A 23,772-nucleotide genomic window follows, 5' to 3' on the forward strand; every position below is an offset into this window, starting at 1 on the left:
CGGGGGTTCCCGCGGACGGCGGCGGCGCGCGGCACCGCATCCCCCGTCCGGTGCCCGAGACTCGTCCACCGGCATGGTAACGATGCAGCCCGCGGCGCAGTGTTGCGGGCTGTGGGGTGAGACGCCCAGAACGCGCGGGCGGTTGACCTGTCGGGGCACGTACCCTTGTGAGCCGTGTCCACTGCCAATGAGCCCACCGCGCACACCGACCCCTCCAGCACCGCCGTCCAGGTCGTACCAGGCCTGAGCGAGGCCCAGGCCCTCGGCCTCCAAGAGCTGCTGCGGGTGTCGCCGGTCGCCGACGAGATCGCCCGCCGGTTCCAGGCGGCCGGTCACCGGCTGGCGCTGGTCGGCGGGTCCGTCCGGGACGCGCTGCTCGGCCGGCTCGGCAACGACCTGGACTTCACCACCGACGCCCGCCCGCAGCAGGTGCTCAAGCTGGTCAAGGGCTGGGCGGACGCGGTCTGGGACGTCGGCATCGCCTTCGGCACGGTCGGCGCCCGCAAGGACACCCCCGAGGGCTCCTTCCTGATCGAGATCACCACCTACCGCTCCGAGGCGTACGACCGCACCTCGCGCAAGCCCGAGGTCAGCTACGGCGACACCATCGGGGAGGACCTGGTCCGCCGGGACTTCACCGTCAACGCGATGGCCGTCGACCTGCCCGGCCGCGGCTTCGTCGACCCGCACCACGGTCTGGAGGACCTGGAGGCCCGGGTGCTGCGCACCCCCGCCACCCCCGAGGAGTCCTTCTCCGACGACCCGCTGCGGATGATGCGGGCCGCCCGCTTCGCCGCCCAGCTGGACTTCGACCCGGCGCCCGAGGTGGTCGCCGCGATGACCGCGATGGCCGAGCGGCTCACCATCGTCTCCGCCGAGCGGATCCAGGCCGAGCTGAACAAGCTGCTGCTGGCCAAGCACCCGGTGAAGGGCCTGCGGCTGCTGGTCGACACCGGCCTGGCCGGGTACGTGCTGCCCGAGCTCCCCGCGCTGCAGCTGGAGCGGGACGAGCACCACCGGCACAAGGACGTCTACGAGCACTCGCTGACCGTCCTGGAGCAGGCCGTCGACCTGGAGCAGGACGGCCCGGACCTCACCCTGCGGCTCGCCGCGCTGCTGCACGACATCGGCAAGCCGCGCACCCGCCGCTTCGAGTCGGACGGCCGCGTCTCCTTCCACCACCACGAGGTGGTCGGCGCCAAGATGACCCGCAAGCGGATGCGGGAGCTCAAGTACTCCAAGGAGCTCATCGAGGACGTCTCGCGCCTGGTCGAGCTGCACCTGCGCTTCCACGGCTACGGCGGCGGCGAGTGGACCGACTCGGCGGTGCGCCGCTACGTCACCGACGCCGGGCCGCTGCTGGAGCGCCTGCACAAGCTGACCCGCTCCGACTGCACCACCCGCAACAAGAAGAAGGCGGCCGCGCTCTCCCGCACCTACGACGGTCTGGAGACCCGGATCGACGAGCTGAAGGCGCGGGAGGAGCTGGACGCCGTCCGCCCGGCGCTGGACGGCAACCAGATCATGGAGCTGCTCGGCCTCAAGCCCGGCCCGCAGGTCGGCAAGGCGTACAAGCACATGCTCGAACTCCGGCTGGAGCACGGCCCGATGGAGCACGACGAGGCGGTCGGGGCACTGCGGGCCTGGTGGGCCGAGCAGCAGGGCTGAGTCCGGGGTCCGGATCTCCGGACGCGGCGCCGGACGCGGCGCCGGACACGACGGGAGGGGTGGCCCCGGCACTCGGCCGGGGCCACCCCTCCTTCGTACCGGGCTACTTGAGCTGCTTCAGGCAGAGCACGTAGTCCAGGGCCGGGAGGTTGGGGTGCTTGCTGGTGTACCAGCTGTCCGACTTCGGCTGCTTCTCGCAGACCTTCTCGTCGGAGGTGGCGAGGTACTTGAAGACGATCTTGTACTGCGCCTTGGTGTCGGTGCAGGGGACCATGGTGATCTTCGGGTTGGTGTCGGTGGTCTCGCTGGTGCCGTTCGCGTTGCGCAGGCAGTCACCGGGGTTGGCCGAGTCCACCTTGCTGTCCGAGTCGGTCGGCGTGGTGACCGGCGGGAACGTCAGCGTCGGGACCGGCAGCGTGAAGGTCGGCGCGGGGATGACCGGTGACGTGTAGGTCGGCTTCGGCAGCGGCGTGGGCGAGAAGGTCAGCACGGTGGGGGACGGCGTCGGGTCGGCGACCGGGTCGCCCTTCTTCGGGCCGAGCACCCCGGTCGCGGCCAGGGCCACGGTGACCGCCAGCGAGACCGGCACCAGCAGCATCGCGATGTGCGGCCGGCCGGTCAGCGGAACGCCCGGGTTCAGCTGGGGGCCGTGGCTGCCCGGGACGGGCGGCGGCAACTGCTTGAACTTGTTGTGCGGGCCGAGGTTCAGCAGCAGCGTGATCGGGGTCAGCAGCCAGGACACCAGGCTCCACCAGCCCTGGACCAGCGTCCGGGCCGACATGTCGCGCACCGTCGCCGTTCCGCAGGTGCGGCAGAACGGGCCGGTCATCCGCAGCATCCGGTAGGCGATGATCAGGCCCTGGTGGCCGCGGACGGTGGCGTTCACCGCCGGGTAGCCGCCGCAGAACCGGCAGGTGGTCCCGTCCGGCGGCGGCGGGTACCCGTAGCCGTAGCCGTCCGGCGGGGGCTGGACCCCGTACGGCTGCTCGGGCGGCGGCGGGGCGCTGGGGTAGCCGTATCCGGGCGCCGGCGGTGGTGCGCCGTATCCGGGCGCCGGCGGCGGTGGGGGCGGTGCGCCGTAGGAGCCGCCGGAGGCGTACGGGTTGCCGTCGCCCGGTGGCGGGCCGTACGGCATCTGCGGTGGAGGCGGAGGCGGAGCGGACAAGGGGGTCCCCCGGGAAGGAAAGGAGAGGCGGAAGGGGTCAGGACTTCTTCACCGGCGGGACGCCGGTGGTGGCGGGCGCCAGCGGGCCGAGGCAGAGCACGTACCGCTTCTTGTTCCAGCGGCGGCCGCTCTTGCCCGAGACTGCGCTCGTGGTCTGCGGCGTCTGCTTGCAGCGGGTCACGTCCGTGGTGCCCTCGAACTTCGACATAACGCGGTAATTCGCTTTGCTGTCAGTGCACTTGACGATCTCGACGTCGCGGGAGCCGCTCGCCCGCACACAGTCCCCGGCCTTGGCGCTGCTGACGCTCGGCCCGGCCACGAAGTAGCCCACGGCCAGCGCCACGCAGCCGCCGACCAGCCCGACGATCCGCAGCTTGGACCGGATGCCGCGCTTGGCGGCCGGCGCGGGCGGCACCGCCGGGGCGGGCCGGGGCGGGCCGTACGGTCCGGCGGGCGGCTGCTGCCCGTACGGTCCGGGGGCCGGTTGCCCGTACGGCTGCTGTCCGTAGGGCGGTTGGCCGGGCGGCTGCTGCCCGTAGGCGGGCGGCTGTCCGTACCCGGGCGGCGGGCCGTAGCCGGGCGGGGCCGGCGGCGCGGGCTGCCCGTAGGCCGGCGGCGGTCCGTACGGCGCGGCCGGCGGGGGTGGCGGTGCCCCGTACGGCGTGGCGACGGGCGGCCCCACCGGGGCCGGGCCGTACGGATTCGGCGGTGTGCTCATCAGTTCGTCCCCCGAGACGGAGTTCTGTCGATCCGACAGGTTCGAGTACCTTAGCGAGTCGGTCGGACGCCGTCGGCCGCGAGCCCCGAGGGTTCCCAGGAGCCCTGGTCACCGGGGGAGCGGGCTCCGGCGGGCGGCGCGCAGGTAGAGGACCGCCGTCAGGGCGTATACCCCGGCGACCCCCAGCACCACCGCGACCGAGCGGCCGGACAGCGGCAGCACCAGTGCCGTGACCAGGGCGGCGGCCACGAAGGCGACGTTGAACAGCACGTCGTAGATGGCGAAGACGCGGCCGCGGTACTCGTCCTCGACCGACTCCTGCACCGCCGTGTCGGCGCAGATCTTGGTGCCCTGGGTGACCACCCCGAGCAGCAGGGCGGCGATCAGGCAGGGCACCAGGGTGAAGCTCAGGCCCAGGGCGGGGACGAAGGCCACGGGGGCGACCAGGCAGGCCGTCATCCACCCGGCCAGGCCCAGCCGACGGGTGCACCAGGGGCTGACCAGCGCGGCGACGAAGAACCCGGCGGCGGACAGACCCACCGCCTGGCCGAGGGTGACCAGCCCGGCCGCGCTGTCGGTCGGGTCGTTGAAGGTGTACCGGGCGAGCATCACCACGACCACGATCAGCACGCCGTAGCAGAACCGGGCCGCGGTGACGGCGGCCAGCGCGTGCACGGCGGGCCGGCAGTCCCGCACGAGGTGGCGCACCGCGGCGCCGAGTTCGACGGCGGCCCGGACCAGTGCCTGGCCGAGCGCCGGGCGGCCCTCGTGCTGCTCCGGGCCGAGCAGGTCGCGGTCCATCCGCCGGGCGGCCAGCGCGGCCGACAGGTAGAGCAGCGCGGCCACCGTGACCAGGGCGGCGTCGGCCCGCGGCCCGGGAGCCATCAGCTGGTGCAGCGCGAAGCCGATGCCCCCGCCCGAGGCGGCGGCGACCGTCCCGAGGGTGGGGGAGAGGGCGTTGGCGGTGACCAGCTGGTCCTGCTCCACCACCCGGGGCAGGGCGGCGGACAGGCCGGCCAGGATGAACCGGTTGAGCGCGGTGACCAGCAGGGCCGAGGCGAAGAACAGCCAGGTCGGCGCCTGCGCCAGCAGCAGCGCGCCGGTGCCCAGGCCCAGCACGAAGCGGGCCAGGTTGCCGAAGTAGAGCACCTGGCGGCGGCGCCAGCGGTCCAGCAGCACGCCGGCGAACGGGCCGATGACCGAGAACGGCAGCAGCATCACGGCCAGCACCGAGGCGATGTCGGCGGGGGAGGACTGCTTCTCGGGGGAGAACACCACGTACGCGGCGAGCGAGACCTGGAAGACGCCGTCCGAGAGCTGGGAGAGCACCCGGGCGGTCAGCAGCCGCCGGAAGTCGCGGCCCTTCAGCAGGTCCAGGAGCGTGGCGTTGTGCGCGGACTGGTGGGTGCTGCCGTTCTCGGTGATCGCCACCCGCCCAGAGTGCCATGGAACCGGCCACTGTTTCACGTGAAACATTGGCCGCGAGAACGTGAAGGGCCCACGATCCGAAGACCGTGGGCCCCTCCTACGGCTGTGCGAGCCGTGAGCGGTCAGCCGCTCAGCGCTCGACCTCGCCGCGGATGAACTTCTCGACGTTCTCGCGGGCCTCGTCGTCGAAGTACTGGACCGGCGGGGACTTCATGAAGTACGAGGAGGCCGACAGGATCGGGCCACCGATGCCGCGGTCCTTGGCGATCTTCGCGGCGCGGACGGCGTCGATGATGACACCGGCGGAGTTCGGGGAGTCCCAGACCTCCAGCTTGTACTCCAGGTTCAGCGGGACGTCGCCGAACGCGCGACCCTCCAGGCGGACGTACGCCCACTTGCGGTCGTCCAGCCAGGCCACGTAGTCCGAGGGACCGATGTGGACGTTCTTGGCGCCCAGCTCGCGGTCGCGGATCTGCGAGGTGACGGCCTGGGTCTTGGAGATCTTCTTGGACTCCAGGCGCTCGCGCTCGAGCATGTTCTTGAAGTCCATGTTGCCGCCGACGTTCAGCTGCATGGTGCGCTCGAGGATGACACCGCGGTCCTCGAACAGCTTGGCCATCACGCGGTGCGTGATGGTCGCGCCGACCTGGGACTTGATGTCGTCACCGACGATCGGCACGCCGGCCTCGGTGAACTTGTCCGCCCACTCCTTGGTGCCCGCGATGAACACCGGCAGGGCGTTCACGAAGGCGACCTTGGCGTCGATGGCGCACTGGGCGTAGAACTTGGCCGCGTCCTCGGAACCGACGGGCAGGTAGCAGACCAGGACGTCGACCTGCTGGTCCTTGAGGACCTGGACGACGTCGACCGGAGTCTCGTCCGACTCCTCGATGGTCTCCAGGTAGTACTTGCCCAGGCCGTCGAGGGTGTGGCCGCGCTGGACGGTCACGCCGGTCGGCGGCACGTCGCAGATCTTGATGGTGTTGTTCTCGCTGTTGCCGATGGCGTCGGCCAGGTCGAAGCCGACCTTCTTGGCGTCGACGTCGAAGGCGGCGACGAACTCCACGTCACGGACGTGGTAGTCACCGAACTGGACGTGCATCAGCCCGGGGACCCTGCCGGCCGGGTCGGCGTCCTTGTAGTACTCGACACCCTGCACCAGCGACGCGGCGCAGTTGCCCACGCCCACGATGGCTACGCGAACCGAACCCATTCCGGTTGCTCCCTGTGATCTCATGAGGACCGCCGGGGTCGGCGGAACTCGTCCTGCTTCTTCGATGACTGCATGTACGGGCGCGAGGCGCCCGATCCTGCCGCGCGGCACAGGGCTGGCGCGGTGTCAGCGCTCCTGGGCGGAGCGCCCCGGGCGGTCGTACGGTGGCCCGGGCGGGTCCTGGGACCCGTCCTCCTGGCCACGGCCGTCCGAAGTCTTGTGGGGGCCGGCGGCGGGGCCGCCGGCGTCGGAGCCGGCCCGACCGGTGCGGTTGGACCGCTCGGTCTCGATCAGCTCGTTGAGCCAGCGGACCTCGCGCTCCACCGACTCCAGTCCGTGCCGCTGGAGTTCGACGGTGTAGTCGTCGAACCGCTCGCGGGCGCGGGCCAGCGAGTTGCGCATCCGCTCCAGCCGCTCCTCCAGCCGGCTGCGGCGCCCCTCCAGGACGCGCATCCGCACGGCCCGGTCGGTCTGGCCGAAGAAGGCGAAGTGCACGCCGAAGTGCTCGTCCTCCCAGGCGTCCGGGCCGGAGTCGGCGAGCAGTTCCTCGAAGCGCTGCTTCCCCTCGGCGGAGAGCCGGTAGACGATCTTGGACCGCTTGCCGTTGAGCGCGGTGGCCGGGACGTACTCGACGTCCGGGTTGTCCTCGACCAGGAAGCCCTGGGCGACCAGGCTCTTCAGGCAGGGGTAGAGCGTTCCGTAGGAGAGCGCCCGGAACGTGCCGAGCAGGATGTTCAGCCGCTTGCGCAGCTCGTAGCCGTGCATCGGGGCGTCGTGGAGCAGTCCGAGGACGGCGAACTCCAGCACTCCTGAGCGTCTGCCCATGGCCTTCGTCCTCCTCCCTCTCGGTGTCCGTCCGGCCGCCGCATCCGGCGGTATGCCGCTTCGATGTATCGGCTCGATATATCGAGAACAGTAAACCCGGCCCTCGGAACGAGCAAGGGGGGCACGCGTGAATGTGATCACAAGCCGACGCGCAGGTGAGGTTGGCAACGGGCGTGTAATGATCTGTTGCCGTTTTGCGGTCATTGGCAACTGATGTCCGATTAGTTGTATATCCGTGCTGCGTACGCTGTCGCGTGTGCACGAGGACCACCTCCGGGATCAGGGCGGTTTGCGGGCATCGGACGTGAACCCTGCCTTCAGGCTGGAAACGCCTGGCGAGGAGTGGCTGGAAGATGAGCGAGCGACGGCGAAGGACGCCCAACCCGGGCGGTGACGGGCAGCAGCCCCCGGGAGGCGGCGGCCGTCGGGGAGGTGGGTCGGAGCCCGACGAGCTGAGCTCGGACGGCGTCGGCCGACGCCGCCCCTCGGGGGTGAGGGAGACCGCACAACAGCCCCGGATGACCCGTGCGGAGATGCGCAAGGCTGCCCAGAAGAAGGGCAAGGGGGGCGGCCGGCGCGGTGACGCCGCGGCCTCCGCCGCCGTGGCCGCGGGCCCCGGCAAGAAGCGCTTCATCGACTACCCGCGGTTCGGCAAGAGCGGCATCCGGCGCTGGCTGCCGTCCTGGAAGCAGTGGCTGAGCGGCTTCCTGCTGGTCTTCGGCTGCTTCGTCGGCCTGGTGTTCTACCTGTACCAGAGCACCAAGGTCCCGGAGCTGAACGATCTGGTGCAGAACCAGAACACGATCTACTACTGGGCCGACAACACGGAGATGACCCGCAAGGGCCAGACCAACCGTCAGATCGTCGAGCTCAAGGACATCAGCCCCAACCTCCAGAACGCCGTCATCGCCGCGGAGAACAAGAGCTTCCAGACCGACAGCGGCATCGACCCCAAGGGCATGCTCCGCGCCGTCTGGAACATGGCGAAGGGGGGTGAGACCCAGGGCGCCTCGACGATCACCCAGCAGTACGTGAAGAACGCCTACCTGAGCCAGGAACAGACCCTCAGCCGCAAGGTGAAGGAGTTCTTCATCACGCTGAAGATCAACCAGGAGAAGAAGAAGCCCGAGATCCTCACCGGCTACCTGAACACCAGCTGGTTCGGCCGCGGCGCGAACGGCGCCCAGGCGGCCGCCCAGGCGTACTACGGGGTGGACGCCAAGGACCTCAACGTCTGCCAGAGCGCCATGCTGGCCGGTCTGCTCAAGGGTGCGGCGTACTACGACCCCACCAACCCGGACAACAAGGAACGGGCCCAGGGCCGGTGGAGCTGGATCCTGGACCAGATGGTGGACACCAAGGCCATCACCCCGGACGAGCGCGCCAAGTGCAACGTGTTCCCGGACCCGATCCCGCAGAAGCCCAGCTCCAACATGAACGGTGAGATCAGCTACCTGGTCGACACCGCCAACAAGTACGTGATGGCCACCGACAAGTCGATCACCCCGCAGATGATCGACCGGGGCGGCCTGAAGATCTACACCACCTTCGAGAAGGACAAGGTCGACGCGCTGAAGAGCGCCGTCGACGCCGTCAAGTCGGAGAACCTCAACCCGCAGAAGCGGCCGGACAACGACACCAACATCCAGTTCGGCTCCGCCAGCATCCGCCCCGGCGACGGCGCGATCGTCGCCCTCTACGGCGGCGACGGCGTGGAGAACGGCCACTTCGACAACAACGCCGACGCCACCGGCGTCCAGGTCGGCTCGACCTTCAAGCCCTTCGTGCTGGCCACCGCGATGCAGACCGGCGTGCAGACCGCGAAGGACGACAAGGGCAAGCCGAAGCGGATCAACGCCGACAGCCGGTACCTGGCCGACGACATGTCCGAGATCCGCAAGCCGGACGGCTCGCTGGTGATCGGCGACGACGGCAAGCCGTACCGGCAGAAGAACGAGGACTCCGGCAAGCGCGGCTACGTCTCACTGCGGCAGGCCATGCAGTACTCGTACAACGTGCCCTTCGTCCAGCTCAACCAGGACGTCGGCGGCCAGAACGTGGCCGACATCGCGGTGCAGATGGGCGTCAAGAAGGAGAGCCTCGCCGACCCGAAGACGGCGACCTTCCCGCTCGGCACCTCCACCATCAGCCCGATCCGGATGGCCACCGCCTACGGCACCCTGGCGGCCAGCGGCAAGGAGGCCGAGCCGTACTCGGTCACCAAGGTCGAGGTGAGCGGCGTGGAGCGCCCGGGCTTCGGCAAGAAGGAGCCCAAGGTCGCGCTGGAGCCGGCCGTCGCCGACAACGTCACCGACGTGCTGGTGAACGTGGCCGTGAACGGTACCGGAAAGAAGACGAAGGACCTGGGCCGCCCGGTGGCCGGCAAGACCGGTACCACCGACCAGAACAAGTCGGCCTGGTGGGTCGGCTACACCCCGCAGCTGGTGACCAGCGTCGCGATGTGGCGCGAGGACCCGACCAAGCACGAGCGGCAGTCGCTCAACGGGACCGGCGGCAAGGAGTCCATCCACGGTGGTGACATCCCGACCGACGTCTTCACCCGGTACATGAGGGCCGCACTGGCCAACGAGAAGAAGATGGACTTCCCGACCCCGCAGCCGGTCGGCACCGAGGTCGACTCCTCCGGTGCGCCGTCCACGGCCTCCGCGACGGCCACCCCGACCACGGCCGACACCCCGACGGCCCCGGCGCAGCCCCAGTCGCAGGCGCCGCAGCCGCCGGTGCAGCCGCAGCCCACCCAGACCTGCGTGCCCGGCGTGGACTGCCCCGGTGACCAGCCCAGCCCGTCGAGCACCAAGAACCCGCACCCGGGCGGCAGCTGTCTGCCGTTTGTCGGCTGCCAGACGCAGCCCCCGGGACCGACGGACAGCTCGTCGCCGGGCGGCGGCGGAAAGCCGGGCGGTGGCGGCAGGCCGACGCCGAGCAGCACCGGCGGCGGCCAACAGGGCGCGGCAGCCGGGCAGTAGCCCGGTCCCGGCTCGACCCCGAACGGCGGTGGCGGTCCTCCTCGGAGGGCCGCCACCGCCGTTTTTCGTCCGGATCACCGCCGTTTCCGGCCCGGCCGTCGCGTCGCGACCGGCGGGCCGCCCGCCGTGCGGGGGCGCGGACCGTTGCGGGGGCCTCCTCGTCCCGACGGGATCGGTGCGGCAGGATGTCCGGCATGACGTCGAGCGATCGTGACGAAACCGCCGGCCCGGTCGGGTCCGGCGCCGCCGCAGGGCCCCTCCCGGCAGCCGTCGCCACGGCCGCGCCACCGGTCAACACCGTGGTCGTCCCGGCCGACGAGGACCCGGTGGCGGCGGCCGGCAGCGAGGTGTTCGGCGGGCCGCCGGGCCGCCGGGCGCTGCTCGGCGTCTCCTGGTGGATCCCGGCGCGCTTCCTGGCGCTCGCGGTGATCGTGGTGTCGGTGCTCGGCATGGTGCAGAAGCTGCCCTGCTACGAGCAGGCCTGGTTCCAGCCGGGCTCGCCGCAGTACATCCACGCCTGCTACAGCGACATCCCGCACCTGTTCTCCGGACGCGGCTTCGCGGCCGGGCTGCACCCGTACGTGGACCGCATCCCGGGCTCCTCGGGGGATCTCCAGTACCTGGAGTACCCGGTGCTGACCGGCCTGTTCATGCAGGTCGCGGCCTGGCTGACGCCCGGCGGCGGCGACCAGCAGAGCCAGGAGCAGTGGTTCTGGGCGATCAACGCCGGACTGCTGATGGCCTGCGCCGTGGTCGCCGCGGTGGCGCTCTCGCGCACCCACCGGCGCCGCCCGTGGGACGCGCTGCTGTTCGCGCTCGCCCCGGTCCTGCTGCTCAACGGCACCGTCAACTGGGACCTGCTCGCGGTCGCCCTGGCCGCCGTGGCGATGGCCTGGTGGGCCGGTGCCCGGCCGGGCTGGGCCGGTGTCTTCATCGGTCTGGCCACCGCGGCCAAGCTCTATCCGCTGCTGCTGATCGGCCCGCTGCTGGTGCTCTGCTGGCGGGCCGGCAAGTGGCGCGAGTTCCGGGTGATGCTGGGCGGCGCGGTCGGCGCCTGGCTGGTGGTCAACCTGCCGATCATGCTGGCCAACTGGCGGGGCTGGTCGACCTTCTACGTGTTCAGCAAGCACCGCGGCGAGGACTACGGCTCGTTCTGGCTGATCCTGATGCAGCGCCGCGGCGCCGGGCTGGCCGACCTCGACGTCTACATCGGCGTGCTGATGGTGCTGGGCTGCCTGGCCATAGCGTGGCTCGGCTTCTCGGCCGCGCGCCGGCCGCGCTTCGCCCAGCTGGCCTTCCTGGTGGTCGCGCTGTTCGTGCTGGTCAACAAGGTGTACTCGCCGCAGTACGCGCTCTGGCTGCTGCCGCTCGCGGTGCTGGCCCGGCCGCGCTGGCGGGACTTCCTGATCTGGCAGGCCTGCGAGGTGCTCTACACCCTGGGCATCTGGTCCCACCTGGGCCTGGTCACCGGCTCCAAGCAGCACGGGATCAGCGAGGGCTGGTACCACTTCGCGATCGGACTGCACCTGCTGGGCACGCTCTACCTGGTCGCCCTGGTGGTCCGCGACGTCCTCCACCCGGACCACGACCCGGTCCGCTGGGACGGCAGCGACGACCCCTCCGGCGGGGTGCTGGACCACGCCCCGGACGTGTCCGTGCTGGGCACCGCCCGTCGGCTGCGCGAGGAGGAGAGCTACGCCGCGTACGCGCCGGCCGGCCCCGGGCAGTGGCTCGACGAGCCCGAACTGCCGGAGCCGGCCGAGAAGCCGTAGCTCAGCGGTCCACCACGCGGTCGAAGTGCGTGGTGGTGTGCCGGACCTGGAGACCGAGCTCCTCGCCGATCGCGGGGGGCTCGGTCTCCCCGTCCAGGAACAGCAGCGAGACCTGCATGTGCGGCGGCTCGGCGAACCACAGCTGCTTGCCGGCCCAGTGGAACGGCGACTTGGTCTTGTTGACCGTCGCCAGGCCGGCCCGGGCGATGCCCTTGGCCCGCGCCCCCATGCTCTGGACGTACTTGGGCGCCTCCAGGCCGATGCCGTGCGCGGTGCCGCCGGCGACCACCAGGATGTGGCCGTCGGAGGGCGCCGGGTGCTGGCGGTAGCCGTAGCGGTCGCCCTTCCGCAGCTGGGTGACGTCCAGGACGGTGGCCCGGACCTCCAGCGCGGCGTGGTCGCCCAGCCAGAGCCGGGTGCCGATCCGGGCCCGGAAGACCGTCTGCGGGTAGCGCTGGGCCAGCTGGTCCAGGCCGGCCGCGCCGAGGTGGCTGACGAACACGGTGTGGACCGGGATGCCGGCCGCCCGGGCGGTGTCCACCCAGTACGCGACCTCCTCGACGGGGTTGGAGCCGTCCGGCCGGTCCATCGGCAGGTGCAGCGCCAGGCCCTCGAAGCTCACGCCCTCCAGCTCGGCGGCGACGGTGCGCAGGTCGTCCGCGCTCACGCCGTGCCGGCGCATGGTGGTCATGCACTCCAGCACCACCCGGGCGCCGTGCAGCGCGCGCAGCGCGTCCACGCCGGCCACCGTCCGGATCACCCGGGCGTGCGGCAGCGGCAGCGCCTCCTCGCCGACCCGGTACGGGGTGAGCACCAGCAGCTCGCCGCCGTACCACTCGGCGGCGTCGGCCGCCTCGTACGCGGTACCGACGGCGAGCACCCCGGTGCCCAGCAGCGTCGCCTCCTCGGCCAGCCGGTGGTTGCCCAGGCCGTAGCCGTTCCCCTTGGCGACCGGCACCAGGCCGGGGAACTCGGCGAGGACGGAGCGCTGGTGGGTGCGCCAGCGTTCGGTGTCGAGGTAGAGCGACAGCGTCATCGGGGCAGCCTCCTCAGCGGCGGGACATGTAGAGGTCGAGGGCCTTGTGCAGCAGCTTGTTGAGCGGGAAGTCCCACTCGCCGAGGTACTCGGCCGCCTGGCCGCCGGTGCCGACCTTGAACTGGATCAGACCGAACAGGTGGTCGTCCTCGTCCAGGGTGTCACTGATGCCGCGCAGGTCGTACACCCCGCCGCCGAGGGCGTAGGAGTCGCGCATCATCCGCCACTGGATGGCGTTGGACGGCTTGACCTCGCGCTTGTGGTTGGCGGAGGCGCCGTAGGAGTACCAGACGTGCTCGCCGACCACGAGCATCGTGGTGGCGGCCAGCGGCTCGCCCTGGTGGTAGGCGATGTAGAGCCGCATGCGGTTCGGGTCCTCGGCCACGAGGGCCTTCCACATCCGCTGGAAGTAGGCCAGCGGGCGCGGGGTGAACTTGTCGCGCTCGGCGGTGACCAGGTAGAGCTGGTGGAAGATCGGCAGGTCGTCGTAGCCGCCCTGGACGACCTCGACGCCGCTCTTCTCGGCCTTCTTGATGTTGCGGCGCCAGAGCTGGTTGAAGTTCTTGTGGATGTCGTCCAGCGAGCGGTTGGCCAGCGGCACCTGGAAGACGTAGCGGGGCTGGACGTCGCCGAAGCCCGCGCCGCCGTCCTCGCCCTGGAGCCAGCCGGCCTTGCGCAGCCGGTCGGCCACCTCGAAGGCGCGGGCCTCGTACCAGTCGGCCTCGACGTCGCGCAGCCGCTTGGCCTGCTTGGCGGCGATGGCCTCCTTGATGGTGGGGGCGTTCCAGCGGCGGATGACGATCGGCGGGCCCATCTTCACCGAGAACGCGCCCTGCGACTTGAGGTGCGCCAGCATCGGGGAGAGCCAGCGGTCGAGGTCGCGGTCGAACCAGTCGATGACCGGGCCCTCGGGCAGGTAGGCGAGGTAGCGCTTGAGCTTGGGCAGCTGGCGGTACAGGACCAGGCCGGCGCCGACGAGCTGGTTGGCCTCGTCGAACCAGCCGATCGACTCGGACCGCCACTCGGCCTTCACGTCACCCCACGACGGCACCTGCATGTGGCTGGCCGAGGCGCGGCTCCTGATGAAGGCGAGGTGCTCCTCGCGGGTGATCGTCCTCAGGCGCAGGCTCATTGCTCGGTGCTCCTCGTCGGTCGGGCTGCGGTGGCCCCAGTTCTCGGGCTGACCCTATCGTCCGGGGCTCGGGCACCCGTCGTGGTGGGCACGACGGCGCCCCCGCCGGGTACCTGTCTCCTCTGCAGATACGCGACGGGGGCGGCGAGGGTTCCGGGCGGGCCCTGTGGGCTCGGTCCCAGTGGCGGCGGCGCGGGGCGGGCGCGGGGGAGGGTCAGCCCCAGAGACCGCCCCGGGCGATGCCGAGGTAGAAGCCGAGCGCGGCGGCGCCGAGCGAGACCATCAGGACGAAGCGCTCGGCGGTGGTGACCGAGACGAACATGCCCCACAGGCCCGTGACGATGCCGAACAGGCCGGTCCACGAGGTCAGCAGGTGCAGGTTGTGGAAGAACGAGGTGGTGAACGCGATCACGCCCAGCAGGGCGGTGACGCCCACCAGGGTGTTCTCGCGGGGGTGCGGGTGGCCGTCGGTGTTCAGCGTGAGGGCGGGCATGCGGTGGACGGACTGGGCCATGGGTCCCACCTCCTGGCGTGGAGACGAACGGGCAGGAATCCCGTTCCGTCCAGATTGCGGTGCTTGGGTCGCTCTCACAACCCCTATGCGTTTTGTTCGGCCGTCCGGGTGCAGGTAGGCTGTGCCGTCTGCACTGGTGTAGTTGTGCCCCCTTTGCGTCCGCTTCCGGGCGACGACCACTTTCGGGTGGAGCAGGGGGCCGACTGTCCGACCCGGCCGCTACGGTGGGCCGGAGTCGTCACTGCTCCGGTGCCGACGCTACGCACAACCCTCCTGCCACGGAGAGACCGTGGCCGCTGAGTCCAAAGGAGGTGGGTTACTCATGCGTCACTACGAGCTGATGGTCATCCTCGACCCCTCGGTCGAGGAGCGCGCTGTCTCCCCCCTGATCGAGAGCTTCCTCGCTGTCGTCCGCAACGCGGGTGGCAAGGTGGAGAAGGTCGACACCTGGGGTCGCCGCCGTCTGGCTTACGAGATCAACAAGCAGTCCGAGGGCATCTACTCGGTCATCGACCTCAAGGCCACGCCTGAGGTCGTCAAGGAGCTCGACCGCCAGCTGGGCCTGAGCGAGTCGGTTCTGCGGACCAAGGTCCTGCGCCCGGACACCCACTGAGCCACCTCTGAGGCCTTCGGGTCTCGGGTAGCTCGCGTCCGCTGTTTCACGTGAAACAGCGGCGAACGGACATCTTCCCGAGAGGTCATCACCACCATGGCAGGCGAGACCGTCATCACCCTCGTCGGCAATCTCGTCGACGACCCCGAGCTGCGCTTCACCCCGTCGGGTGCGGCGGTCGCGAAGTTCCGCATCGCGTCCACCCCCCGCACCTTCGACCGTCAGACGAACGAGTGGAAGGACGGCGAGAGCCTCTTCCTCACGTGCAACGTCTGGCGGCAGCCGGCGGAGAACGTGGCCGAGTCGCTGCAGCGCGGCATGCGCGTCATCGTGCAGGGCCGACTGCGCCAGCGGTCTTACGAGACCAAGGAAGGCGAGAAGCGGACGGTCTTCGAGGTCGAGGTCGACGAGGTCGGTCCGAGCCTGCGTTCGGCGACCGCCAAGGTCACCCGGGCGAACCGGTCCGGCGGCCCCGGTGGCGGCTTCGGCGGCCAGCAGGGCGGCGGCCAGCAGGGCGGCGGCAACTGGGGCGGAAACTCCGGTGGCGGCCAGCAGGGCGGCGGCAACTGGGGTGGAAACTCCGGTGGCGGCCAGTCCGGTCCCTCCGACGACCCCTGGGCCTCCAGCGCCCCGTCCGGTGGAAACCAGGGCGGCGGCTGGGGTGCCCCGTCCGGTGGTAGCGGTTTCTCGGAAGAGCCCCCGTTCTAAGAGCTGACAGATTTCGTGCGGCCCGGCGGCCGGCGTCCCCGGACGCCCGCCGGGCCGTGAACCCCAAATGGAGCACACAATGGCGAAGCCGCCTGCTCGCAAGCCGAAGAAGAAGGTTTGCGTCTTCTGCAAGGACAAGGTCAACTACGTTGACTACAAGGACACGAACCTGCTGCGGAAGTACATCTCCGACCGCGGCAAGATCCGTGCCCGTCGGGTGACCGGCAACTGCACCCAGCACCAGCGTGACGTCGCCACGGCCGTGAAGAACAGCCGTGAGATGGCGCTGCTGCCCTACACCAGCACCGCGCGCTAAGAGAGGGTGACCAAGTAATGAAGATCATCCTCACGCACGAGGTGCCGGGTCTCGGTTCCGCCGGCGAGGTCGTCGAGGTCAAGGACGGCTACGCCCGCAACTACCTGGTCCCGCGTGGCTTCGCCATCCGCTGGACCAAGGGTGGTCAGAAGGACGTCGACGCCATCCGTCGCGCCCGGAAGATCCACGCCATCCAGACCCTTGAGGCCGCCAACGAGGTCAAGGGTCAGCTCGAGGGCGTCCAGGTCAAGCTGGCCGTCCGCTCGGGCGAGGCCGGCCGTCTGTTCGGCTCGGTGACCCAGTCCGACGTCGTCGAGGCCATCAAGGCCGCCGGCGGCCCGGCCGTGGACAAGCGCGCCGTCGCGATCGGCTCGCCGATCAAGACCGTGGGCTCCCACAAGGTCTCGGTCAAGCTGCACTCGGACGTCGTGGCCAACCTCGACGTCGCCGTCGTGGCTGCCTGAGCTCCGTAGCCAAGGCCCGAGGGCCGGACTCCTCCGGGAGTCCGGCCCTCGGTCATTTCCGGACGGGACCCCCGCGGGAGTCCCGTCCGGAGGCGTTTCAGCCGCGCACCGCCCCGGTGACCAGCCACTTGCCGCCGCGGGCGCGCCAGGCCAGGAAGCCGGCCCGCAGCAGCATGAACAGGTTCATCGCCCACCAGAGCCCGGCCAGTCCGGTGCCGGTGGCCGGGACCGCCAGGGCCACCGGGACGAACACCGCCAGGGTCGCGAGCCCCGCCCACGCCAGGTACGGCCCGTCCCCGGCGCCCATCAGCACTCCGTCCAGCACGAAGACCAGGCCGGCCACCGGCTGGGTGAGCGCGAGCAGCAGCAGGGCGGTGCCCAGCTGGGCCCGGACGGCCGGATCGGGCGTGAACAGCGGGACGTACAGCGGGCGGGCGAGCACCACCAGCAGGCCGAGCACCAGCCCGGAGACGATGCCCCACTCGACCATCCGCCGGGTGGCGGCCCGGGCGCCGGGGGCGTCCGAGGCACCCAGGTAGCGGCCGATGATGGCCTGGCCGGCGATCGCGATGGCGTCCAGCGCGAAGGCCAGGAAGTTGAACAGCGTCATGGTGATCTGGTGGGCGGCCACCTGGTCGTCGCCGAGCCGGGCGGCCACCGCGGTGGCGGTCATCAGCACCGCGCGCAGGCTGACCGTCCGGACCAGCAGCGGGCCGCCGGCCCTGGCGCCGGCCCGGATGCCCGCCGTGTCCGGCCGCAGCGAGGCCCCTTCCCGGCGGGCGCCGCGGACCACCACGACCAGGTAGGCGGCGGCCATCCCGGTCTGGGCGAGCACGGTGCCCCAGGCCGACCCGGCCACCCCGAGTCCGGCGCCGTACACCAGGCCGACGTTCAGGCCGATGTTGGCGGCGAAGCCCGCGACGGCCACCACCAGCGGTGTGCGGGTGTCCTGGAGCCCGCGCAGCACACCGGTGGCGGCCAGCACCATGAGCATCGCCGGGATGCCCAGGGAGCTGATCCGCAGGTACGTCACCGCGTGCGGCGCGGCGGTCGCCGAGGCGCCCAGCACGTCGGCCGCCCAGGGGGCCAGCAGCAGGGTGAGGAGCACGACCGGGACGGCCAGGCCCAGGGCGAGCCAGATGCCGTCGATGCCCTGCTGCACGGCGCCCCGGCGGTCTCCGGCGCCGATCCGGCGGGCGACCGCCGCGGTGGTGGCGTAGGCGAGGAAGACGAACACGCCGGTCGCGGTGGAGAGCGCGGCGGAGGCGACGCCCACCCCGGCCAGCTGGGGGGTGCCGAGGTGGCCGACGATCGCCGAGTCGGCCATCAGGAAGAGCGGTTCGGCGACGAGCGCGCCGAAGGCCGGGACGGCCAGGGCGAGGATCTCCCGGTCGTGCCGGCGTCGCGAGGGGGCCGGGGCCGGGGCCGGGGTCGTGGGCGAGGCGGTCATGGGCTCCAGGCTACTCATCCACAGGTAATGGATGTAAGTGCTATGTGACCATTACTCGAAATCTTGAGCGGTGCGGTTCGCCCGCTCTGTGCCCACAGCCGTTCGGAGGTGTGTGAAGAATTTCTCATGCACAGGCCCGGAACGAGGTAATCCCAGGTCAACAGGTTGACGGTGGATCGATGGTCCGGTTATCCACAGGAACGTCCACAGGGGTGTCCACAGCTTTGCGGCAGTTCTCCACAGGAGAGGGCCGGTCATCCACACCCCCTGTGGATAACCGCCTTGGCGCAACGGCGTCCGGCGCCTTAGCGTGGGCCCTCCGCCCGACACTCCCGCCGCACCGGCGTCCGATTTGTCGGAGCCGTGGCGTACAAAGAGGAGCGGATCCGCTCCACCCAGCCACCGGCAAGCCCGCTCCAACTTCGCACCACTCGCTGATCGGGGAACACGCGTGACCGGCCCCCAGTACGACGACCACGACGCCCCGCCGCCGGAGGAGGACTGGCAGACCGCCGAGGACCCCTTCCCGGCCGGCGCCTTCGACGACGCGCCCTTCCCGGACGGCCCGGGGGACCGGCTGCCGGTCTCGCGCGGCCGCGGCGAGGGACGTCAGGGCGGTGGCCGCGACGGCTTCCAGAAGGGCGGCTTCCAGAAGGGCGGCAAGGGCGGCCGGTCGGAGGGCGGCCGGCAGCGCCGGGACGAGGGCGACGGCGACGGCGGGGCGGACGGCTTCGAGCGCGTCCCGCCGCAGGACCTGGCCGCCGAGCAGTCCGTCCTGGGCGGCATGCTGCTCTCCAAGGACGCCATCGCCGACGTGGTCGAGGTGCTCAAGCCGGCCGACTACTACCGGCCCGCGCACGAGATGGTGCACGGCGCGATCCTCGACCTCTACGCCCGCGGCGAGCCGGCCGACCCGATCACCGTGGCCGGCGAGCTGACCAAGCGCGGCGAGCTCCAGCGGGTCGGCGGCGCCTCGTACCTGCACACCCTGGTCAACTCCGTCCCGACCGCGGCCAACGCCGAGTACTACGCCCAGATCGTGCACGAGCGCGCGGTGCTGCGCCGGCTGGTCGAGGCGGGCACCCGGATCGCCGGCATGGGCTACGCGGCCGAGGGCGACGTGGACGAGATCGTCAACGCCGCCCAGGCGGAGATCTACGCCGTCACCGAGCAGCGCACCAGCGAGGACTACGCGCCGCTCGCCGACATCATGGAGGGCGCCCTCGACGAGATCGAGGCGATCGGCTCCCGGCAGGGCCAGATGTCCGGCGTGCCGACCGGCTTCGCCGACTTCGACCAGCTCACCAACGGGCTGCACCCGGGCCAGATGATCGTCATCGCGGCCCGTCCCGCGATGGGCAAGTCCACCCTCGCGCTGGACTTCGCGCGGGCCTGCTCGATCCAGCACAAGCTGCCGAGCGTCATCTTCTCGCTCGAAATGGGCCGCAACGAGATCGCCATGCGCCTGCTCTCCGCCGAGGCGCGGGTGGCGCTGCACCACATGCGCTCCGGGAACATGACGGACGACGACTGGACGCGGGTGGCCCGCCGGATGCCCGACGTCAGCGAGGCACCACTGTTCATCGACGACTCGCCGAACCTGTCGATGATGGAGATCCGGGCCAAGTGCCGTCGGCTGAAGCAGCGCAACGACATCAAACTGGTCGTCATCGACTACCTCCAGCTGATGCAGTCCGGCGGCTCCCGGCGGGCCGAGAACCGTCAGCAGGAGGTCTCGGACATGTCCCGTAACCTCAAGCTGCTGGCCAAGGAGCTGGAAGTCCCGGTCATCGCGCTGTCCCAGCTGAACCGTGGCCCCGAGCAGCGCACCGACAAGCGGCCGATGGTCTCCGACCTCCGCGAGTCCGGCTCGATCGAGCAGGACGCCGACATGGTCATCCTGCTGCACCGCGAGGACGCCTACGAGAAGGAGTCCCCGCGCGCGGGCGAGGCCGACCTGATCGTCGCCAAGCACCGAAACGGTCCGACCGCGACCATCACGGTGGCCTTCCAGGGCCACTACTCGCGCTTCGTCGACATGACCCGGGACTGACCCGGAGCGCGCAGGGGGGCCGGTCAGACGGTGACGGTGGCGCGGAACAGCGTGCTGCCGGTGCCGCGGAGGCGGGTCGGGGTGCCGGTGGCGGGGAGGAAGGCGCACTGGCCGCGGGCCAGGTCCAGGACGGTGCCGTCGGCGGCGGTCAGGCGGGTGGCGCCCTCGGTGCAGAACAGGATCTGCGGGGTGCGGCCGTCGATCCCGCGCTCCGTGCCGTCCAGGACGAAGCGGGAGAGCCGGAACTCGTCGATCGGGACGGGGTAGAGCTCCTCGCCCGGGGTGCCCGGCACCGGGGCCGGTTCCAGCACCTCGGGGGCGCCGGCCTCGAAGACCACGACCTCCAGCAGCTCCGGCACGTCGATGTGCTTCGGGGTGAGGCCGGCCCGCAGCACGTTGTCGGAGTTGGCCTGGAGCTCCACGCAGACGCCGGACAGGTAGGCGTGCGGCACCCCGGCGCCCAGGTAGAGCGCCTGGCCGGCCCGCAACCGGACGTGGTTGAGCAGCATGCCGGCGATCACGCCGCGGTCGTCCGGGAAGTCCTCGGCGATCCGGGCGTACGGGGCGTACTCCCCGTCGGGGTCGGTCAGCGCCAGCACCTCGACGGTCCGCCGGACGGTCTCCCCGTCCAGCGAGAGGGCGGCGGTCAGGGCACCGCGCAGCGCCTCGGACTCGTCCTCCGCGGCCAGCCGCTCGATCACGGGGGCGAGCCCGGGCACCGAGAGTCCGGTCAGCAGCCGGGCCGCCCCGGCGGGCCGGCGGAAGCCGCACAGGCCCTCGAAATCGCCCAGCGCGCAGACCATCTCGGGCTTGTGGTTGGCGTCCCGGTAGTTGCGCTCGGGGGCGTCCAGGGGGATCCCGAGGGCGTTCTCGGCGGCGAAGCCGGCCCGGGCCTGGTCGAGGGTGGGGTGGGCCTGGATGGACAGCGGGATGCCCGCGGCCAGGACCTTGAAGAGGAACGGCAGGGCCGGGCCGAACCTGGCGACGCTCGCGGCGCCCAGTTCGCCCTCGGGGTCGGCGGCGATCAGCTCGTCCAGCCGGCGCGGGCCCTCGCCGCGGTCGGCGCGCGACGGTGCCCCGGGGTGGGCGCCCATCCACAGCTCGGCCTGCGGTTCACCGGTCGGCCGCTGCCCGAGCAGCTCGGGCAGGGCGGTGAGCGACCCCCAGGCGTACGGGCGGACGGTGTTGACGAGCCTGTCCATGCGCGCGGTCCTACTCCTTCGCTGTCTGGGCGGCCCCGGATGTCCCGAGTCCGGATCGCCGGGATGGTCCCGGTGGTGCGGGCGGTCCGGGCACGGGCAAGGGAAACGACCCTAGCCGACCGGTGTCACCCAACGGGAAACGGCGGGCATCGGGTGGGAGTGCCACGGTCGGGCGGGTGGTTCCCGGCGCGGTAGTAGGATGCCAGGACGCAGTAGCCTCCGCCCTGCGCGCAGTTCGCCACCGGGTCCTCCCCGGCGGGTTGCCGGCGGAGCCGCGTTCCAGAGTGCGGGCGCCGGTGTTCCGAGACCCCCGCCATCGGCCGAGAGGTTTGTACGTGACCGTGAACCAGCAGAGTTTTGCTGATCTCGGCAAGGTCCTGGTGATCATCCCGACCTACAACGAGGCGGAGAACGTCGAGCGGATCGTCGGCCGGGTCCGTGCCGCCGTGCCCGAGGCGCACGTGCTGGTCGCCGACGACAACAGCCCCGACGGCACCGGCGAACTGGCCGACAAGCTGGCCGTCGAGGACGAGCACGTCCACGTCATGCACCGCAAGGGCAAGGAGGGCCTGGGCGCCGCCTACCTCGCGGGCTTCCGCTGGGGCATCGACAACGGCTACGACGTCCTGGTCGAGATGGACGCGGACGGCTCGCACCAGCCCGAGGAGCTGGACCGGCTCCTGGGCGCGCTGCGCGGCGCCGACCTGGTGCTGGGCTCGCGCTGGGTGCCGGGCGGCCGGGTGGTGAACTGGCCGAAGTCGCGGCTGCTGCTCTCGCGCGGCGGCTCGACCTACTCGCGGCTGATGCTGGGCGTGCCGATCCGGGACGTCACCGGCGGCTACCGGGCGTTCCGCAAGGAGACCCTGCTGGGCCTGGGCATGGACGAGGTCGCCTCGGCCGGGTACTGCTTCCAGGTCGACCTGGCCTGGCGCACGGTGAAGGCCGGGTTCAAGGTCGCCGAGGTGCCGATCACCTTCGTCGAGCGCGAGCTCGGCGCGTCCAAGATGAGCCGCAGCATCGTGGTCGAGGCGCTGTGGCGGGTGACCACCTGGGGCGTCACCGACCGGCTGGCCCGGCTGCGCGGCGCCCAGCGCTGACCGACCGAACAGCCCTCCCCGTGGCCGAAGGGCCCGTCCGCCGGAACCGGTGGACGGGCCCTTCCGCATGTGATCCACCGGGACCTCGTCGCCGACCCGCTCCCGCACCCGGACGTGCACGGCACCGGCGCCGGATCCGCCCCCGCCGAGGCCCGCGGCGCCGAGCGGGCCGCCGCCTTCGCGCCGCGCGGGCAGGTGATGGCCGAGCCGGAGCGGGCCGCCCGCCGGGCCGGGGGACCGGCCGCCCGGAGCGGGGTGTGACGTGGAGCGGAGGCGCGCCCCGCCGGGCGCGCCTTCCGGGCATTCGGCCGCCGGTGCTCCCATGCTGTAGGGCGCAGGACATCCGACCGCCGACCAGAGGGAGCAGCCCGTGACGACGTCCCCGTCCGAGGAGAGCGCCGGCGCGGAGCGTGCCCAGGCCGGGCCGGACCGCTCCGGCGGGCCCGCCGGGCCGGCCGCGGGCGCCGAGCCGCCGGAGGCCGGACAGCCGGCCCGGCCGCTGGAGGTCGCCGTCTTCACCGGCCCCGAGTCGGCTTTCTTCGCCACTTCCACGCTGATCCTCGGCGAGCGGACCGCGATCCTGGTGGACGCCCAGCTGACCCGCAGCGCCGGGCGCGAGCTGGCCGAGTGGGTCGCCGGCAAGGGCAGACGGCTGCTCGCCGTGGTGGTCACCCACCAGCACCCGGACCACTACTTCGGCGCCGAGGAGGTGCTGCGGCTCTTCCCCGACGCGCAGCTGCTGGCCGCCCCGGCCGTGGTCGAGGGCATCCGGCGCACCGTCGCCGCGAAGGTCGCGCAGTGGAAGCCGGTGTACGGCGACGACATCCCGGACCACCCGCTGATCCCCGCCCCGCTGCTGCCGCAGCCGCTGATGCTGGACCGCCAGGTGATCCCCGTGCTGCTGCTCGGCCAGGCCGACTGCGGGGACTCCACGGTCGTCCACGTGCCGAGCGTCCGCACCGTGATCGCCGGGGACTTCGTCCACAACGGCACTCACGTCTGGACCGCCGACACCACCCCGGCCCAGCGCACCACCTGGGGGCACAACCTCGGCCGGATCGCCGACCTCGGCGCGGACCGGGTGATCGCCGGCCACCGCGCCCCGGGCCAGGGCGACGACGCCGCCCGGGTGCTGGCCTTCACCGGCGAGTACCTCCAGGACTTCGACCGGCTGCTGGCCGAGCACCCGGACGACCCGGAGGCGCTGGTCACGGCGATGAACGAGCGGTACGGGGAGCTGACCCTGCCGTCCATCCTGGAGCTGGGCGCGGCGGCCAACACCGCCCGCGCGGCCGGGACCGCGCCCGGCGCGGACGCCCAGGACGCCCAGGACGCCCAGGACGCCCAGGACGCGCAGGAGGGGCCGGAGCGGCCGGAGGACGACGGGACCGCGGCGCGGTAGGGCGGATAC

The 23,772-nt window shown here is 71.6% G+C and carries 21 protein-coding genes; 11 read left to right on the forward strand and 10 right to left on the reverse strand.

Translation table 11 applies throughout. The annotated features are described in order from the left end of the window. The first annotated feature begins 243 nt into the window (after positions 1 to 243). Positions 244 to 1,668, forward strand: a complete 1,425-nt coding sequence (locus ACZ6EM_RS05825) for a CCA tRNA nucleotidyltransferase (RefSeq protein ID WP_401053536.1) — start codon at positions 244 to 246, stop codon at positions 1,666 to 1,668. 103 nt (positions 1,669 to 1,771) lie between these two features. Here the strand turns inward: ACZ6EM_RS05825 and ACZ6EM_RS05830 are convergent, their stop codons facing one another. From ACZ6EM_RS05830 to ACZ6EM_RS05850, 5 genes are all read right to left on the reverse strand, one after another. Further along, complete coding sequence (locus ACZ6EM_RS05830; RefSeq protein WP_465771798.1) at positions 1,772 to 2,803, reverse strand: LppU/SCO3897 family protein; 1,032 nt, start codon at positions 2,801 to 2,803, stop codon at positions 1,772 to 1,774. A gap of 67 nt (positions 2,804 to 2,870) precedes the next feature. Further along, positions 2,871 to 3,551, reverse strand: a complete 681-nt coding sequence (locus ACZ6EM_RS05835) for an LppU/SCO3897 family protein (protein WP_401053227.1) — start codon at positions 3,549 to 3,551, stop codon at positions 2,871 to 2,873. A 108-nt stretch (positions 3,552 to 3,659) separates the two neighbouring features. After that, positions 3,660 to 4,982 (reverse strand): MFS transporter, encoded by a 1,323-nt coding sequence (locus ACZ6EM_RS05840; protein ID WP_401053229.1) that lies wholly within the window; start codon positions 4,980 to 4,982, stop codon positions 3,660 to 3,662. A gap of 127 nt (positions 4,983 to 5,109) precedes the next feature. Further along, a complete protein-coding gene (locus ACZ6EM_RS05845) occupies positions 5,110 to 6,192 on the reverse strand; it encodes an inositol-3-phosphate synthase (protein ID WP_401053231.1) in 1,083 nt (360 codons plus the stop codon). A gap of 126 nt (positions 6,193 to 6,318) precedes the next feature. Then, positions 6,319 to 7,017 carry a PadR family transcriptional regulator gene (locus ACZ6EM_RS05850; protein WP_380541288.1) on the reverse strand — a complete coding sequence of 233 codons (699 nt, stop codon included), beginning with the start codon at positions 7,015 to 7,017 and terminating at the stop codon, positions 6,319 to 6,321. Positions 7,018 to 7,535: 518 nt separating this feature from the next. Between ACZ6EM_RS05850 and ACZ6EM_RS05855 the strand changes: the two genes are divergently transcribed. Together ACZ6EM_RS05855 and ACZ6EM_RS05860 are read left to right on the forward strand one after the other, a co-directional pair. Then, entirely contained in the window at positions 7,536 to 10,004 is a 2,469-nt protein-coding gene (locus tag ACZ6EM_RS05855) for a transglycosylase domain-containing protein (protein WP_401053804.1), read from the forward strand. A gap of 194 nt (positions 10,005 to 10,198) precedes the next feature. Continuing rightward, positions 10,199 to 11,776, forward strand: a complete 1,578-nt coding sequence (locus ACZ6EM_RS05860) for a glycosyltransferase family 87 protein (RefSeq protein ID WP_380541294.1) — start codon at positions 10,199 to 10,201, stop codon at positions 11,774 to 11,776. Between the two features lies 1 nt (position 11,777). Here the strand turns inward: ACZ6EM_RS05860 and ACZ6EM_RS05865 are convergent, their stop codons facing one another. The 3 genes from ACZ6EM_RS05865 to ACZ6EM_RS05875 form a co-directional block, all read right to left on the reverse strand. After that, positions 11,778 to 12,812: an alanine racemase gene (locus ACZ6EM_RS05865; protein WP_401055205.1), complete on the reverse strand. Its 1,035-nt coding sequence runs from the start codon at positions 12,810 to 12,812 to the stop codon at positions 11,778 to 11,780. A 13-nt stretch (positions 12,813 to 12,825) separates the two neighbouring features. Further along, positions 12,826 to 13,944 carry a lipid II:glycine glycyltransferase FemX gene (locus tag ACZ6EM_RS05870; RefSeq protein WP_359909471.1) on the reverse strand — a complete coding sequence of 373 codons (1,119 nt, stop codon included), beginning with the start codon at positions 13,942 to 13,944 and terminating at the stop codon, positions 12,826 to 12,828. A 214-nt stretch (positions 13,945 to 14,158) separates the two neighbouring features. Then, the gene (locus ACZ6EM_RS05875; protein WP_359909468.1) at positions 14,159 to 14,458 is read right to left on the reverse strand and encodes a hypothetical protein; all 300 of its coding nucleotides are present in this window, start codon (positions 14,456 to 14,458) and stop codon (positions 14,159 to 14,161) included. Positions 14,459 to 14,780: 322 nt separating this feature from the next. Here ACZ6EM_RS05875 and rpsF point away from each other — a divergent pair, with 322 nt between their 5' ends. The 4 genes from rpsF (at position 14,781) to rplI (ending at position 16,559) form a co-directional block, all read left to right on the forward strand. Beyond that, entirely contained in the window at positions 14,781 to 15,071 is a 291-nt protein-coding gene (gene rpsF / locus ACZ6EM_RS05880) for a 30S ribosomal protein S6 (protein ID WP_188298654.1), read from the forward strand. 96 nt (positions 15,072 to 15,167) lie between these two features. Then, positions 15,168 to 15,779: a single-stranded DNA-binding protein gene (locus ACZ6EM_RS05885; protein WP_452178195.1), complete on the forward strand. Its 612-nt coding sequence runs from the start codon at positions 15,168 to 15,170 to the stop codon at positions 15,777 to 15,779. A 79-nt stretch (positions 15,780 to 15,858) separates the two neighbouring features. After that, complete coding sequence (gene rpsR, locus ACZ6EM_RS05890) at positions 15,859 to 16,095, forward strand: 30S ribosomal protein S18 (RefSeq protein ID WP_030059640.1); 237 nt, start codon at positions 15,859 to 15,861, stop codon at positions 16,093 to 16,095. A 17-nt stretch (positions 16,096 to 16,112) separates the two neighbouring features. Continuing rightward, complete coding sequence (gene rplI, locus ACZ6EM_RS05895) at positions 16,113 to 16,559, forward strand: 50S ribosomal protein L9 (RefSeq protein ID WP_359909461.1); 447 nt, start codon at positions 16,113 to 16,115, stop codon at positions 16,557 to 16,559. A gap of 97 nt (positions 16,560 to 16,656) precedes the next feature. Here rplI and ACZ6EM_RS05900 read toward each other — a convergent pair whose 3' ends face one another. Then, entirely contained in the window at positions 16,657 to 18,009 is a 1,353-nt protein-coding gene (locus tag ACZ6EM_RS05900; protein ID WP_465771799.1) for an MATE family efflux transporter, read from the reverse strand. Between the two features lie 577 nt (positions 18,010 to 18,586). Between ACZ6EM_RS05900 and dnaB the strand changes: the two genes are divergently transcribed. Further along, complete coding sequence (gene dnaB / locus ACZ6EM_RS05905) at positions 18,587 to 20,062, forward strand: replicative DNA helicase (protein ID WP_401045291.1); 1,476 nt, start codon at positions 18,587 to 18,589, stop codon at positions 20,060 to 20,062. A 23-nt stretch (positions 20,063 to 20,085) separates the two neighbouring features. Here dnaB and manA read toward each other — a convergent pair whose 3' ends face one another. Beyond that, on the reverse strand, positions 20,086 to 21,264 hold the full coding sequence (manA, locus tag ACZ6EM_RS05910; protein ID WP_465771800.1) for a mannose-6-phosphate isomerase, class I: 1,179 nt from the start codon (positions 21,262 to 21,264) through the stop codon (positions 20,086 to 20,088). 335 nt (positions 21,265 to 21,599) lie between these two features. On the opposite strand from manA, the gene ACZ6EM_RS05915 reads away from it, so the two are divergent. The 3 genes from ACZ6EM_RS05915 (at position 21,600) to ACZ6EM_RS05925 (ending at position 23,763) form a co-directional block, all read left to right on the forward strand. Beyond that, on the forward strand, positions 21,600 to 22,361 hold the full coding sequence (locus ACZ6EM_RS05915; protein ID WP_380541303.1) for a polyprenol monophosphomannose synthase: 762 nt from the start codon (positions 21,600 to 21,602) through the stop codon (positions 22,359 to 22,361). 69 nt (positions 22,362 to 22,430) lie between these two features. Further along, positions 22,431 to 22,622, forward strand: a complete 192-nt coding sequence (locus ACZ6EM_RS05920; protein WP_401045280.1) for a hypothetical protein — start codon at positions 22,431 to 22,433, stop codon at positions 22,620 to 22,622. A gap of 109 nt (positions 22,623 to 22,731) precedes the next feature. Beyond that, on the forward strand, positions 22,732 to 23,763 hold the full coding sequence (locus ACZ6EM_RS05925; RefSeq protein ID WP_465771801.1) for an MBL fold metallo-hydrolase: 1,032 nt from the start codon (positions 22,732 to 22,734) through the stop codon (positions 23,761 to 23,763). Positions 23,764 to 23,772 lie beyond the last annotated feature (9 nt).

The organism is Kitasatospora sp. NPDC041917 (assembly GCF_055589745.1).